At 67.3% G+C, this 14,187-nt stretch carries 12 protein-coding genes and 1 pseudogene; 7 read left to right on the top strand and 6 right to left on the bottom strand.

Translation table 11 applies throughout. The features are described from left to right. Window positions 1-137 precede the first annotated feature (137 nt). Complete coding sequence (locus GV790_RS24190) at window positions 138-2,183, top strand: PhoX family protein (RefSeq protein WP_163816395.1); 2,046 nt, start codon at window positions 138-140, stop codon at window positions 2,181-2,183. Here the strand turns inward: GV790_RS24190 and GV790_RS24185 are convergent, their stop codons facing one another. The 4 genes from GV790_RS24185 to GV790_RS24170 all read right to left on the bottom strand — a co-directional run bounded on the left by GV790_RS24185 (window position 2,184) and on the right by GV790_RS24170 (window position 5,292). Further along, the gene (locus tag GV790_RS24185; protein ID WP_163816393.1) at window positions 2,184-2,927 is read right to left on the bottom strand and encodes a glycoside hydrolase family 25 protein; all 744 of its coding nucleotides are present in this window, start codon (window positions 2,925-2,927) and stop codon (window positions 2,184-2,186) included. Window positions 2,928-3,072: 145 nt separating this feature from the next. Then, window positions 3,073-3,609 carry a hypothetical protein gene (locus GV790_RS24180; RefSeq protein WP_163816391.1) on the bottom strand — a complete coding sequence of 179 codons (537 nt, stop codon included), beginning with the start codon at window positions 3,607-3,609 and terminating at the stop codon, window positions 3,073-3,075. Then, complete coding sequence (locus GV790_RS24175) at window positions 3,606-4,703, bottom strand: helix-turn-helix domain-containing protein (RefSeq protein ID WP_163816388.1); 1,098 nt, start codon at window positions 4,701-4,703, stop codon at window positions 3,606-3,608. Before GV790_RS24175 ends, GV790_RS24180 begins: the two co-directional genes overlap by 4 nt. A 181-nt stretch (window positions 4,704-4,884) precedes the next feature. After that, complete coding sequence (locus GV790_RS24170) at window positions 4,885-5,292, bottom strand: SdpI family protein (protein WP_163816386.1); 408 nt, start codon at window positions 5,290-5,292, stop codon at window positions 4,885-4,887. A gap of 305 nt (window positions 5,293-5,597) precedes the next feature. Between GV790_RS24170 and leuS the strand changes: the two genes are divergently transcribed. After that, on the top strand, window positions 5,598-8,468 hold the full coding sequence (leuS, locus tag GV790_RS24165; protein WP_163816384.1) for a leucine--tRNA ligase: 2,871 nt from the start codon (window positions 5,598-5,600) through the stop codon (window positions 8,466-8,468). Window positions 8,469-8,496: 28 nt separating this feature from the next. On the opposite strand, the gene GV790_RS24160 is transcribed toward leuS, so the two are convergent. Beyond that, window positions 8,497-9,288, bottom strand: a complete 792-nt coding sequence (locus tag GV790_RS24160) for a polysaccharide deacetylase family protein (protein ID WP_228815192.1) — start codon at window positions 9,286-9,288, stop codon at window positions 8,497-8,499. Window positions 9,289-9,510: 222 nt separating this feature from the next. On the opposite strand from GV790_RS24160, the gene GV790_RS30815 reads away from it, so the two are divergent. Then, window positions 9,511-9,744 (top strand): DUF2510 domain-containing protein, encoded by a 234-nt coding sequence (locus GV790_RS30815; RefSeq protein WP_218586464.1) that lies wholly within the window; start codon window positions 9,511-9,513, stop codon window positions 9,742-9,744. Window positions 9,745-9,782: 38 nt separating this feature from the next. Here GV790_RS30815 and GV790_RS24150 read toward each other — a convergent pair whose 3' ends face one another. Continuing rightward, on the bottom strand, window positions 9,783-10,499 hold the full coding sequence (locus tag GV790_RS24150) for an SDR family oxidoreductase (protein WP_163816382.1): 717 nt from the start codon (window positions 10,497-10,499) through the stop codon (window positions 9,783-9,785). Between the two features lie 201 nt (window positions 10,500-10,700). Here GV790_RS24150 and GV790_RS24145 point away from each other — a divergent pair, with 201 nt between their 5' ends. The 4 genes and pseudogenes from GV790_RS24145 to GV790_RS24130 all read left to right on the top strand — a co-directional run. After that, window positions 10,701-11,267, top strand: a complete 567-nt coding sequence (locus GV790_RS24145; protein ID WP_163816381.1) for a DUF6069 family protein — start codon at window positions 10,701-10,703, stop codon at window positions 11,265-11,267. A 288-nt stretch (window positions 11,268-11,555) separates the two neighbouring features. Continuing rightward, window positions 11,556-12,893: a glucosylglycerate hydrolase gene (gene ggh, locus GV790_RS24140; protein WP_163816379.1), complete on the top strand. Its 1,338-nt coding sequence runs from the start codon at window positions 11,556-11,558 to the stop codon at window positions 12,891-12,893. Window positions 12,894-13,004: 111 nt separating this feature from the next. Next, window positions 13,005-13,901, top strand: coding sequence for a TIGR04222 domain-containing membrane protein (locus tag GV790_RS24135; RefSeq protein WP_163816377.1), 897 nt, complete (start codon window positions 13,005-13,007; stop codon window positions 13,899-13,901). Beyond that, window positions 13,894-14,187: pseudogene (locus tag GV790_RS24130) on the top strand (TIGR04222 domain-containing membrane protein); the annotation flags it as partial. The gene GV790_RS24135 and the pseudogene GV790_RS24130, both read left to right, overlap by 8 nt.

Genomic DNA, 14,187 nt, shown 5'->3' with positions numbered 1-14,187 from the left:
GCTTCCATCGGCGCCGATTTGTCCTGTTCAGGGCGATAACTGAGGGCTGCCTAATTCGATGGACGTTCATCTTGCCGTAGTCTTCGACTCGCCCTGGTGGTTTAGCGTGCGCCCGTCGGCTTGATCCAGGAGGCACCGTGAGCTTCACCCCACTCGCCCTTTTCGTGCAGCATGACGGCAGTTCGTCGCGCTCCGCGGTTACCTGCGCTTACAAGTGCGGTAACGCGTGCTTCCACGAGGTCTCCAACAAGTCCTCGGGCGAATATTTCGGCGACATCGTCTCCGCCATGTCGCGGCGCGGGGTGCTCAAGGGCGGCGCGGCCGCGGTGCTGGCGGTGGGGGCGGGCAGTTTGCTCGCTGCTTGCGGTGACGACGGTGCCGAGGCGGCATCGAACACCGACGCCGGTTCGGGCCTCGGGTTCACGCCGGTGGCGCCCAACAAAGAAGATGCCGTCGTCGTCCCCGAGGGCTACCAGCAGGGCGTGGTGATCCGCTGGGGTGATCCGATCTTCCCCGACGCGCCGCAATTCGATTTCGACAACCAGACCGCCGCCGCGCAGGCGAAGCAGTTCGGCTACAACAACGATTTCGCCGCGCTGCTGCCGATCGAAGGCCAGGCCAACCGCTACCTGCTCGTCGTCAACCACGAATACACCACCGAGCCGTTCATGTTCAAAGGCTTCAACGGCGACACCATGACGCCCGAGCAGTTCGGTATCGCGATTGCCGCGCACGGACTTTCGGTGGTCGAGGTGGCGGGTGAGTCCGGTTCGGGCAAGCTCACCCCCGCCTTCGGCAAGTACAACCGCCGCATCACCGCCGACACCGAATTCCTGCTCACGGGCCCGGCCGCCGGCAGCGATTTCGTGAAAACCTCCGCCGACCCCACCGGCACCAAGGTCGCGGGCACCTTCGCCAATTGCGCGGGCGGGGTGACCCCTTGGGGCACAGTGCTTTCCGGCGAAGAGAACTTCAACGGCTATTTCGCCGGCAAGCCCGCCGATCCCGTCGCCGCCGAACGCGCCGAGCGTTACGGCGTCGGAGAGGTCGATTCGCCGCACTTCTGGGAGAAGTTCGACAAGCGTTTCGATGTAGCGCAGGAACCCAACGAGCCCAACCGGTTCGGCTACGTCGTCGAAATCGACCCGTGGGATCCCACCTCCACCCCGGTCAAGCATTCCGCGCTCGGCCGCAACAAGCACGAGTCGGCCAATATCCACGTCACCGACGACGGCACCGTGGTCGCCTACAGCGGCGACGACGAGCGGTTCGAGTACATGTACAAGTTCGTCTCGTCCCGCAAGATCCAGCCCGGCACCGGTGCGGCGAGCCGCCGCCACAACATGACCATCCTGGACGCAGGCACGCTGTACGTCGCCAAACTCACCGGCGATCACCCCGACCGCATCGACGGCTCCGGCAATGTGCCGTCCGATCAGGGCTTCACCGGTAAGGGCCAATGGATCCCGATCCTCGAGGCCGGCGAGGACGGCAGCGCGAAATCACTGGTGGAAGGCATGTCCGCCCAAGAGGTCGCGGTCTTCACCCGGCTGGCAGGCGACAAGGTCGGCGCCACCAAGATGGACCGCCCGGAGGATTTCGAGGCCAACCCCAAGACCGGCAAGGTCTACGTGGCGCTGACCAACAACAGCAAGCGCGGCGAAGACGGCAAGGCCGGCCCCGACGAGGCGAACCCGCGGATCAAGAACAAGAACGGGCAGATCCTCGAGATCGTCGACGACCACAAGGGCACCGAGTTCACCTGGTCGCTGCTGCTGGTCTGCGGCGATCCGGCCGCCGCCGACACCTACTACGGCGGATTCGACAAGACCAAGGTCAGCCCGATCTCCTGCCCGGACAATGTGGCCTTCGACCCGTACGGCAACCTGTGGATCTCCACCGACGGCAACGCGTTGAAATCCAACGACGGCCTGTTCGCGGTGACGCTCGAGGGCGAGCGCCGCGGTGAGACCAAGCAGTTCCTCACCGTGCCCGCCGGCGGCGAGACCTGCGGGCCCGTCGTCACCGAGCAGCGGGTGCTGGTGTGTGTGCAGCATCCGGGTGAAGCGGATGGTGCGTCGGCCGACGCGCCCGTCTCGCATTGGCCCGATGGCGGCGACACCCAGCCGCGCCCGTCGGTGGTCGCCGTGTGGAAGGCCGACGGCGGGCGCATCGGCATGTGATCAGCTGCTGCCGAACAGCCCGGCCATGTTCGCGAACTGCGCGAAATTGCCCTGGGCTCCGCTGTAGACGTTCACGTCGGTACCACCGGCGATGCCGGGAACGGATCCACTGTCGGTGGTCTGCCAGAACGTCCACGCGGGCCAATCACCCGGCACCTCCGGCTGTGGATTGCCGCGATAATCGGCGATCCACAGCGGGTACCGGTGGAACTGATCGCTGTCGGCCATCGCCGTGCGCCAGAAGTTCGGATAGGTGTAGATGATCGGCACCCGCCCGGTCAGTGCCTGCACGGTGTTGAGATAGCGGTGCGTCCAGTCGATCAGCGCGGCCGGGGCGAGCCCGCCCGAATCCTCCAGATCGAGCACCGGCGGCAGGTCCAGCGGCCCGTTCTGTCCCAGCACTACCGCCGCGTACATCGCGGCCTGCGGTTCCGGCGGCAGGTGCGGCCGCGCGTAGTGGTAGGTGCCGCGCGCCACCCCCGCCGCCCGCATGAGCACGCTGTCCGGCACGAAATACGGGTTGATGTAGCTGAGCCCCTCGGTCGCCTTCACCATCGCGAAGTCGTGCCCCGACCGCTTCACCGCGAACCAGTCGATCATCCGCCCATCGATGTGCTGCCACGACGACACATCCGGCCCGGTCTGCTCGGCCTGCGCCGCAGGCACGGTCGCGGTGAGGACGCCGCCCGCGATGAAGGCGGACAACGCAAGCTTGCAGGTCGCTCTCCAGCGGGTACTTTCCATGCCGTCCGACGATAGCCACCCGGTCGCCTTGTGACCAGTGTTACACCTGATGCTTTGCCAACTGTTCCCTGGTGAGGAGTCACAGGACCGTCCGGGATCGGTCCGCCCCTGTAGTCGCCTTTGGTGATGCTCCGATGCGCGCCGGTCACAGCAGTTGGTGTCGACGCGCCCATGCAGGAAATTCGGATCCGGTACACGGCAACCGCATCCCACTGTCGGTCAGCATGTCGATCAAATTCGTGGCCTCGACCTCGACGAGTTTTGCGCATTCGCAGGCGGAGGCGAGCAGCCACAGTGTTCCGTGGACCTCCAGGCCGTGATGGCGGGCAACCCTGCTTGCGCATCTGTCATCGGTGATCGCGATGCCACCGACAAGTTCGGCGGCCGCGAAAACGCTGGCTTCGCCCACATCGCGTTCGGCGGCGCCAATACGCCGCGTCCATTTCTCGAAGACCAGCAAGGCGTCGATCGTGTCGAGCTGATCCACGCCCAGCCAGGTTGCCTCGAGTGCGTTGACCAGCGATGGCCAGGTGCTGCATCCGTGCCGTAGTTCGGCGCGCACGAATTCGGTTGTCGTGCAGACATCCTCGATCAGAACAGAACCGAGGACATCGACCCGATCGATTTTCGCGAAGTGGGCGAGGCATGTCGTGTCGAAGACGAGCCTGCGCGGCATCGTCACGGTACGAATCCTTCGTTGTCTTCCAGCCCCAGATCCTTCGCCGTGATCTGGCCGTGCATCATCTCGACCGCACGGGAGGCCGTTATCAGGTTGTCGCGCCACGCGGCAAGAACGGCATCGGCGTAGCTCGGCGGGACTCGAACGCGCTCGAAGTCCGGTGGGGGAGTCCAGCCGACAGCCTGCATCATCTCCGCGTGGGTCGGGGTCGGGCCGGACCGGTACTTCGCAGCGGCTTGCCGATCGATCAGCCCTGCCACTTCGGCCTGTCTGATCGTCAGGGTCCATGAGGTGCGATAACGAGCTGCCTTCCCGACCAGAACCGTCCGGAGAGCCGAGTCCGTGTCGTGCTGTCGGACCGCTTCTGCGGGTAGCAGCAGTTCGGCGGCGAAGGCATCGATCACAGCTTCACGGTCCGATCTCGCTGCCGCGATTCCCCCACCCAGGTCGCTCGAGTATTCGTCGCCGAGAACCATATGGCCGAGTTCGTGGGCTGCCGTAGCGCGACGACGGCCCGGGTCACCGTCCCTGCTGACGACTGCCACTGCGAGGTCGTCATCGATCAGCGAGGCCCCCTCGCCGGGAAGGTCTACCACGAGCACCAACTGACCGGCCCGCTCGCAGACCGCCATCATCGTGTCGATGGGTTCCAGACCCAGATCCAGTTCTCGCCGTAACCATTGTGCGGCCGCACGCGCGTCGTCCGGGGTTTCGACCGGGTCCTTGTAACGCCGCATCGCGGGGCGGTCCATGCCGAATTCGATGGCGTCGTGCACATCGCGAAGCCAGCTGCTCAACGCCGACTCGATGCGATAGGACATTCGGGCAGCTTGCGTATCTGTATCGTCGACGAGCGGTGTCCGCCGGGAGATCACTTCGGGTCGAGCGAACAGGAAATGCCCGAGGGGCATCCCGAGTGCCGCCGCCAGCCTGCTCAGTTCGACCGCGTTGATCTGGCGACTGCCTGCCTCGATCTTCGCAACCTTGCTGCGCTCGAGCCCGACCCGGGCCGCGAGTTCACCCTGTGAGAGCTCTGCGGCAAGCCGGCTTTCACGCACGCGTTCACCGATCTCTGCCCACACGCGTTCGTCCGACATGGTGCGATTTTCGCACACATTGTGTGTCACGTCACTGGTGAACGAGAACGATGGAACAGATAGGCGCTGGGTGACAGCTCATGAGCCTTTTCGTGGTCGAAGCAAGCGAACCGACCTGCCGCGTAGATCAGATCTCGTCCGCGGCAGTCGGCCGGATCGAGGCTCGATGGAACCGCTCCGCTCAGACCGCGGGTTGGCAGGTGTCGCGCAGCGAGCAGGCGCCGCAGGAATTGCCGCAGCCGCCGGTTTCGGCGGGCGGGGCGAGGGCCGCGGCGGCGCGGGCTCCGGCGGTGGCGCCGGCGCCGAGGGTGAACAGGGCGATCACGGCGACGCCGAGCGCGATCAGCACGACGGCGAACCCACCGGCCGCGAGCGTGACGAGCCCGCCGCAGAACAGCAGCGCACCGGCGGCGAGGGAGGTGGGGGCGGCGACGCGGTTGGCGACGCGGAAGACCTCGTCGGTGCTCAGCGCCTCATCGGTGTGCACGCCGACGAATCGGTTGCGCGGCAGCTTGCCCGCCAGACCCAGCACGCCGATCGCCAGCGCTACCGCGGCCAGCAGGAACAGGATGATGGGGACGACAACCACCCGAGCAGGCTACCGCAGGCCGTCTACCAGCGGCCGACCGCTACCGGCGAAGCGACGCGATCGTGGCGGGCGTCACGGCCGTGCGCCGAACCGCGCGGGACCGCCGGATCCGGTCACCACCGGTTCGCGGAAATCCGGCGATGAGCCGCCGTACCAGGGCCACCAGACCCGCTGGTCGGCCGGACGAACGCACAGACCGGTTCGCCGCCGACCCGATCGGCCCCTTTTTGGGGTTGTCAAGTGCCAAGACTTACCCTGTTCGACGACGATATTTCTCCCGATCGGCGAGCAAAGAAGGCAGAACCGTGCAGGACACCCGTGCAACCGACCCTGCGGCCGGGCAGACAGCCGCATCCGACGACGCACCTGCGCACCGCTACACCGCCGAGCTCGCCGGCCGGATCGAGCGCCGCTGGCAGCAGACCTGGGCCGAGCGCGGCACCTTCCACGCCCCGAACCCGGTCGGCCCGCTGGCCGGCCCGACCCCGCCGGACAAGCTGTTCGTGCAGGACATGTTCCCGTACCCGTCCGGCGCGGGGCTGCACGTCGGTCACCCGCTCGGCTATATCGCCACCGACGTGTTCGCCCGCTACCACCGCATGCACGGCCGCAACGTGTTGCACGCGCTGGGCTACGACGCCTTCGGCCTGCCCGCCGAGCAGTACGCGGTGCAGACCGGCGCGCATCCGCGCGACACCACCGAATCCAATATCGCGACCATGCAGCGCCAGCTGGATCGGCTCGGCCTCGGCCACGATCGCCGTCGCTCGTTCGCGACCACCGATCCCGAGTACTACAAGTGGACGCAGTGGATCTTCCTGCGCATCTACAACGCCTGGTACGACCAGGAACTGGATCGTGCCCGCCCGATCGCGGAGCTGGAAGAGCAGTTCGCCAGCGGTGCGCGTGCGGTGCCGGGCGACAAGGACTGGGCGAGCCTGTCGGTAGCCGAGCGCCGCGCCCTGATCGACTCCTATCGCCTGGTGTACCAAACCGATTCGGTGGTCAACTGGTGCCCGGGCCTCGGCACGGTGCTGTCCAACGAGGAGGTCACCGCCGAGGGCCGCAGTGAGCGCGGCAATTTCCCGGTGTTCCGTAAGCGCCTGTGGCAGTGGATGATGCGGATCACCTCCTACGCCGATCGGCTTGTCGACGATCTGGATCGGCTGGATTGGCCGGAGAACGTCAAGGCCATGCAGCGCAACTGGATCGGCCGATCCCGTGGTGCGCAGGTGCGTTTCGCCGCCGACGGGCATGAGCTGGAGGTCTTCACCACCCGCCCGGACACCCTGTTCGGCGCGACCTACGTGGTGCTGGCGCCCGAACACGAGCTGGCCGACCAGCTGACCGCTCCCGCCTGGCCGGACGGCGTGGACCCGCGCTGGACCAACGGCGGCGCCACGCCCGCCGACGCACTGGCCGGATATCGCAAGGCCATCGCCGCGAAGTCGGATCTGGAGCGCCAGGAGAACAAGGAGAAGACCGGCGTCTTCCTGGGCAGCTACGCCACCAACCCGGTCAACGGCGCGCAGGTGCCGATCTTCGTCGCCGATTACGTGCTCAGCGGGTACGGCACCGGCGCGATCATGGCCGTCCCGGGCCACGATCAACGCGACTGGGAGTTCGCGACCGCGTTCGGACTGCCGATCGTCGAGGTGATCTCCGGCGGTGACGTCACCGAGGCCGCCTACTCCGGCGACGGCACCCTGGTGAATTCCGACTACCTGAACGGACTGAGCGTCGAGGAGGCCAAGGCCACCGTCATCGGCAGGCTGGAAGCCGACGGTCACGGCACCGGAACCGTCCAGTACAAGCTGCGCGACTGGCTGTTCGCCCGTCAGCGGTACTGGGGCGAGCCGTTCCCGATCGTCTACGACGAGGACGGCGCACCGCACGCATTGCCGGAATCCATGCTGCCCGTGCAGCTTCCGGAACTGGACGATTTCGCGCCGGTCACCTTCGACCCGGACGACGCCGATTCCGAACCGTCGCCGCCGCTGGCCAAGGCCACCGACTGGGTGCACGTCGAGCTGGATCTGGGCGACGGCCCGAAGAAATATCGTCGCGACACCAACGTCATGCCGAACTGGGCGGGCAGTTCCTGGTATCAGCTGCGCTACGCCGACCCGACGAACTCGGAGACGTTCTGCGCCAAGGAGAACGAGCAGTACTGGCTCGGCCCGCGCACCGAGGGGCACGGCCCCGACGATCCGGGCGGCGTCGACCTGTACGTCGGCGGTGTCGAGCACGCCGTGCTGCACCTGCTGTACGCGCGGTTCTGGCAGAAGGTGCTGTTCGATCTGGGTGACGTCTCCGGCTGCGAGCCGTACCGCAGGCTGTTCAACCAGGGCTACATCCAGGCCTACGCCTACACCGATTCTCGCGGAGCGTACGTGCCCGCGGCCGAGGTGGTCGAGCGCGACGGCAAGTTCTTCTGGACCGACACCTCCGGCACCGAGATCGAGGTGAACCAGGAGTACGGCAAGATCGGCAAATCGCTGAAGAACGCCATCTCCCCGGACGAGATCTGCGATCAGTACGGCGCCGACACCTTCCGCTTCTACGAGATGTCGATGGGTCCGCTGGACACCTCGCGTCCGTGGGCGACCAAGGACGTCGTCGGTGCGCACCGCTTCCTGCAGCGGGTGTGGCGGCTGGTGGTGGACGAAGAGTCCGGCGCGCTGCGCGTCACCGACGAACAGCCAACGGACGAGACGCTGCGACTGCTGCACAAGACCATCGCCGGCGTCGACGAGGATCTGGCCGCACTGCGCGACAACACCGCGGGCGCCAAGCTGATCGAGCTGACCAACCACCTCACCAAGGCCTACCCCAACGGTGCGCCGCGTTCGGTGGTGGAGCCGGTGGTGCTGATGCTGGCCCCGCTGGCCCCGCACATCACCGAGGAACTGTGGGAGCGCCTCGGCCACACCACCGCATTGGCGCACGGGCCGTTCCCGGTCGCCGATCCGGCGTTGCTGGTGGACGAGTCGGTGGAGTACCCGATCCAGGTGAAGGGCAAGGTGCGCAGCCGCATCCAGGTGCCCGCCGATGCCGATCAGGCGTCGATCGAGGCGGCGGCGCTGGCCGATGAGAAGATCGCGACGCTGCTCGAAGGCAATGCGCCGCGCAAGATCATCGTGGTTCCTGGTCGCATGGTGAACATCGTTCCCTGAGTAGGACGTAGGGCCTGAGCCACCGGGTTCAGGCCCGCACCTGCAACACATCGTCGAGCGTGACCATCGACAGGTTGCGTTCCCGAATGATGTCGACCAGCTGCCCGTAGCAGCGGGTGACGGGCGGGAAGTTGGCGTGCCCGATGACGATCGTCTGCGGGTTGAAATACTTACGCGCGCATTCCATCAGGTACGCCTCGGTGATCAGCCCGGAGTCCGACAGCGAGCCGTACCACATGACCGGGACGGTATAGCCGAGGTCGGCGGCCACGGCATCGACGGCGGCGTTGTGCCGTCCGAACGGTGGACGATAGTAGGGCGTGCCGTCGACTCCGAAGGTGTTCCACAGGAACGTCTTACAGCGCTCGAGTTGCGCGGCGGCCGCCGACGCGGAGCTCGCGGTGAGATCGGCATGATCCCACGTGTGGTTGCCGAGTTGGATCTGCCCGGAATCGACCAGCGGACGCAGTTCGTCGCGGTGCGCGCTCCAGGATTCGTAATAGGCGGTGACGAAGAAGGTGAACCGGGCGCCGGTGTCCTTGGCGAACCGGATGTAGGCGCCGACCACTTCGGGACTCGCACCGTCGTCCACGGTGAGCGCCATGCTGCTGCCGGGCCCCGGCAGCGCGGTGATGGTCTCGGCCGCGATCGTCGTCTTCGGGCCACCCGGTGGCGGCGGCAGCAGCGGCGGCGGCACCGGCGCCGGAACCGGCACCTCCGGCATTCCCGCCGCGGCCGGCTCACCCTGCGCCGCACTGCATCCGGCCAAGGCCATCGCAGCCCCCGCGGCCACCATCGACAACATCTGGCGTCTGTCCATCACGCAACCCCGCTCGCCGAACCGAACCGTGCTACCGAAGACCTCACTGACGTGCTGATATGCAGCGAGGACTCTACCGGCGTCGAACCGGTTTCCCTGGGATCGCCACAACTGCGCTGGACACACAGCGCGCCTTCGAGGCCACTCCGACCGCGCACTTCCCGGCACCGGCCGCACGCAGAGCGTTGCAACCATCGCGGCAGTCAACGAAATACTGGGCGGATGGGAGCATTGAGCATCTGGCATTTTTTCGTCCTGCTGGTCTTTCTGGTGCTGATCGCAGGAGTGGCGGGCCTCGTTTTCGCCATCGTCAAGGCATCGACTTCGGGTTCGCGGCCCGCGAGCCGCCCGCTGACCGCAATGGCGCCGGGCTGGTATCCCGATCATGCCGATCCGAGCCTTCTCCGCTGGTTCGACGGGCACCAGTGGACCGCTCAGACCCGACCACGTGCCTGACCACTGGACAGTGCTTCGGGCCAAGCGATGCTCTTGGTTCAGCGCGCGATCGGGCGCAGGATGATTTCGGTGGGGTGGGCGTCGCGCGGTGTCTCGATGGCATTGCGCACGGCCAGTGCGACGGTTTCGGCGGTGAGGAATTCCTCCGGGCGGTATTCGCGCCCCTCGCCTGCGATGATGTCGCGCTGCATATCGGTATCGATGCGGCCGGGGTGAATCGAGGTCACCCGCAGGTCGGGCTCCTCGAGCCGCAGCGCGTCACCGAAGGCCCGCAGGGCGAACTTGCTCGCGGCATAGGAACCCCAGCCCGCGTTGGCGCGCAGCCCGGCCCCGGAATTGATCAGCACCACATGCCCGTTCGCGGCGCGCAGCGCGGGCAGGAGCAGGCGGGTGAGTTCGGCTACCGCGATGACATTGGCCTCCAGCTGGTTACGCCACTGCCGCACCGACGATTCGGCGATGGTGCCGAGATCGGCGATCCCGGCATTGTGTACCAGGACATCCAGCCGTTCGATCGGGGCGACGGCTTGCGCGACAGCCGGGTAGTCGGTGAGTTCGACCGGAACCCCGGTCGCGCCGGGCAGCTCGGCGAGGATGGCATCGAGCGACTGCCTCGACCGGGCGCCGAGCAGCAGATCGTGGGTGGGGGCGAGCGCCCGGGCGATGGCGGCGCCGAGACCGCGACTCGCGCCGGTGATCAGCGCGGCCGGCCGAGTCGGGTGGGCGGCGATATCGGTGTCAGCGGCGAATTCCATGACGATCACGCTATCGGGCGCCGAACGCGCGTTCCGCTCCCGGGATCGGCGACCGCAGTGCCTGTACCTGCGCCGACATCTCCGCGCGCCGTGCAGGCATCGGTGGATGCGCGGGGGAACCGGCGGCCGGTGGGCAGGTCGCGGCGACAGGCCAGGTCGGTTCCGATATGCACAGCAGGCTCTGCGAGGTAGTTTCGCCCTATGACGGATCCGTCGCGCAACTACGGGCGGGAAGACCCGCACCAGCAGCCCTACACCCAGCCCTACACCCAGAGCCAGTACAGCTCGCACTACGCGGAGCAGCCGCAGCAGTACGGGCAGGAGCCGCAGCGGCAGATGCCGCAGATCAATCTGGGCAGATTGTGGGCCGGTGGCGTCGGCACGGCGGTGGTGGTCGCGCTGGTCATCGTCGTCGCGATCATGCTGGTGCGCGGGATCCTGAAGATCTCGGTCCTCTCGCCGGAGGGTGCGGGCGCCTACGGCACGGTCTCGACCACCTCGTACGCGCTGGCCGGCGCCGCCGCCGCGATCGCCGCCACCGGCCTGCTGAACCTGCTGCTCGCGTTCATGCCGAGCCCGATGCAGTTCTACTACTGGATCACCGGCCTGCTCACCGCCCTGGCGGTGCTGCTGCCGTTCACGTTGGTAGCCGATCTGGACGCGAAGATCGCCACCGCCGTGATCAACCTGATCGCCGGACTCTGCATCATCACGCTGCTCGGCTCGATCGGCGCCAGCGCCATCCAGCGTCAGCCGCAGCAGTACTGAGTCGTGGGTCGGCTCCGCCCGGAGCCGACGCCGCTGCCTGCGTCCAGTTGCCGCTGCTGCGGCCCATCGCCGCGTGTGCGGGTCGGCGCGGTCGCACATTCGGCCGGCCGTTGCGGTGGTGCGATCGGCCGGCCGTTGCGGTGGTGCGATCGGCCGGGGCGACCCACGGTGCTCGACTCCGGTGTCGCACAGCAGCCTCCGGTGACGAACCCGAAACACGGAGCTCACCGGCCGGTAACAACCCGGCCCCGACGAGCGTTTGCGCCGGTCAGCCCGCAGAATAGGAGCATGGTCCACCCAGGTTTCACCCCCACTCAGCTCTCCGCCCGCGCGGCCTATCTGCTGCGGGGTAACGACCTGGGCACGATGACGAGCGCCGCGCCCCGGCTGTACCCGCACATGTGGAGCTGGGACGCGGCGTTCGTCACGGTCGGTCTGGCGCCGCTGAGCGTGGAACGGGCAGTGGTGGAGCTCGACACGCTGCTGTCAGCGCAGTGGAAGAACGGGATGATCCCGCACATCGTCTTCGCCAACGGCGTCGACGGCTATTTTCCCGGTCCGGCCAGGTGGGAGTGCCGCACGCTGGCCGTGCACGCGCCCGACGGTCCCGACACCTCCGGCATCACCCAGCCTCCGGTGCACGCCATCGCGGTGCAGCGCATCCTCGACCATTCGCGCAGGCACGGCCGCAGTACCCGAGCCGTGGCCGAGGAGTTCCTGAATCGGCGCTGGCCCGATCTGGTGCGCTGGCATCGCTGGCTGGCCACCGCCCGCGACCCCAAGGAGAACGGCCGGATCACGCTCTATCACGGCTGGGAATCCGGGATGGACAATTCACCGCGCTGGGATCGGGCTTACGCGAATGTGGTGCCAGGGGATCTGCCCGCCTATCGCCGCGAGGACGTGCTGGTCATCGACGACCCCAGCCAACGTCCGAGCGACCGCGAATACGACCGCTACCTGTGGCTGGTGGAGCAGATGCGCCGCGCGGGCTACGACGATTACCAGCTCACCTCGATGATGAGTTTCGCCGTCGAGGACGTGTTCGTCTCCGCGATCTTCGCCATGGCGTGCGAGGTGCTGGCCCAGATCGGCGAGGAATACCATCAGCCCAACGCCGACGTCCGTGAGCTGTACGGATGGGCGAAACGGTTCCGCGCCGGTGTGGTCGCCTCCGCCGACCCACGCACCGGCGCGGCACGCGATTTCGACGTCCGGTTGCAGCGCTGGATCACCACCGAAACCTTGTCGATGTTCGCGCCGCTGCTGTGCGGCGGGCTCGAACGCGACGCCGAACGCGCCCTGATCCGCGCGTTCGAGGGTCCGCGCTGGTGCGCTCACCCCGATCTGCGCTACGCGCTGCCGCCGTCGACCTCCCCGGTGTCCAAGGATTTCCGTCCGCGCGAATACTGGCGCGGCCCGGTCTGGCCGGTGATGACCTGGCTGTTCTCCTGGTCGTTCGCCCGCCGCGGCTGGGCCGAACGCTCCTACATGCTGCGTGCCGAGGGCCTGCGCCAAGCCAGCGACGGCAGCTTCGCCGAATACTACGAACCGTTCACCGGCGAACCGCTCGGCAGCATGCAGCAGTCCTGGACCGCGGCTTCGGTTCTCGATTGGCTGGGCTGAAAACTCACTGGTCACGCGGGTTTTACTGTTCCGCCACCGGTTTGTCGTGGCGCCGAACACTCTTCGCCCCGATACTTGGTGCAACGGTGACGCAGGTCGGAGGCGCGAAGAATGAGTGTGATGGAGCGGTTCGCCGCAGCGCATCCCGACGTGTTCGCGGGGGAGACCTGGGGTATTTCGGGTTCGGCATTCCTGTCGGTGTACCTCCCGGTGGGGATTCTCGCCGTCGCGGCGGGATGGTGGTTGCAGCGCAACATCGACCGGTCGGCCGCGCCGCCCGAGAAGTTGAGTGCGCCCGAGATCGCCATGTTGTACGGCGATCAGCGTCCGGTGATGGCGGCACTGGCCTTGCTGCGCAGCCACGATCTCATCGATTCGCGTGCCACCCCGACGCGCGCGATGACCTCGGCCGACCGCGCCGAGCTCGATTGGTTCACGCTTGCGATCTTCGACCGGCTGACGGCACAGGAACAGACCGTCGCCGGCATCGCGGCGTCGGCGAGCGCCCAGATCGAGCAGCTGCGGGAGTCGCTGACCGAGCGCGGGTACCTGCCCGACGCGGCTTTCCGGCGGGCCGCTCGTGATGCGGGCATGCCCATCGCGATCGTGGCGATCTTCGGCGTCATCCGGTTCTTCGCGGGATTGATCAACGGCAATCCGACGATGTTCCTGTTCTTCACGCTGGCGGCGTTGGCGATCGCGTGGGGCATGGTGGTCCGTCCCGGCCGGGTCACCGGGCGCGGCGCCGAGGCCAAGAAGCGGGCGGTGTCCGAGCACACCTATCTGCGGCCGCAGAATTCGCCCGCCTACGCCACCTATGGCATCGGTGCCGCCGCGATCGCGGTGGCTGTCTTCGGCACGTCCGCGCTGACCGTCCTCGATCCGGGACTTGCCAATGCGGTGGATGCCCCGACCGGTGGCGCCGATGGCGGCGGAGGTGCCGGCGGGGACGGTGGCGGTGGTTGCGGTGGTGGTGGCGGTTGCGGCGGTGGTGGTTGCGGTGGATGAGTTCGCCACGCACCTCGAGCTCGTCGCGGCGGGAGAGACCTGGGGAATCTCCGGCGCCGACTTCCTGATGGTCTACATTCCGGTCGCGCTGCTGGCCATTGCGGCCGGGATATATCTGCAGCACAAGTACACCCACCGGCATGCGTCCGAATGGACCGGCGTCTCGCTCGACAAGCTGACCGCTCCCGAGACGGCGATGCTGTTCAGCGCGGAACGTGCGGTCACCGCCGCCGTCACGCTGCTGCGCAGCCATGAACTCATCGATTCCGATGCCACACCCACCCGC

It is taken from the genome of Nocardia cyriacigeorgica (assembly GCF_010858045.1).
GTDB classification, from domain to species: domain Bacteria; phylum Actinomycetota; class Actinomycetes; order Mycobacteriales; family Mycobacteriaceae; genus Nocardia; species Nocardia cyriacigeorgica_E.
Note: the sequence above shows the minus strand (reverse complement) of the source record. Positions and strands in the feature narration are given on the sequence as shown.

What these genes read in the sequence shown, in the direction of transcription:
- GV790_RS30815 (WP_218586464.1), top strand. Translation starts at nt 9,511, where the DNA reads ATGGGAGCATTGAGCATCTGGCATTTTTTCGTCCTGCTGGTCTTTCTG.
- GV790_RS24135 (WP_163816377.1), top strand. Translation starts at nt 13,005, where the DNA reads ATGAGTGTGATGGAGCGGTTCGCCGCAGCGCATCCCGACGTGTTCGCG.
- GV790_RS24150 (WP_163816382.1), bottom strand. Translation starts at nt 10,499, where the DNA reads ATGGAATTCGCCGCTGACACCGATATCGCCGCCCACCCGACTCGGCCG.
- GV790_RS24185 (WP_163816393.1), bottom strand. Translation starts at nt 2,927, where the DNA reads ATGGAAAGTACCCGCTGGAGAGCGACCTGCAAGCTTGCGTTGTCCGCC.
- GV790_RS24175 (WP_163816388.1), bottom strand. Translation starts at nt 4,703, where the DNA reads ATGTCGGACGAACGCGTGTGGGCAGAGATCGGTGAACGCGTGCGTGAA.
- ggh (WP_163816379.1), top strand. Translation starts at nt 11,556, where the DNA reads ATGGTCCACCCAGGTTTCACCCCCACTCAGCTCTCCGCCCGCGCGGCC.
- GV790_RS24160 (WP_228815192.1), bottom strand. Translation starts at nt 9,288, where the DNA reads ATGGACAGACGCCAGATGTTGTCGATGGTGGCCGCGGGGGCTGCGATG.
- GV790_RS24145 (WP_163816381.1), top strand. Translation starts at nt 10,701, where the DNA reads ATGACGGATCCGTCGCGCAACTACGGGCGGGAAGACCCGCACCAGCAG.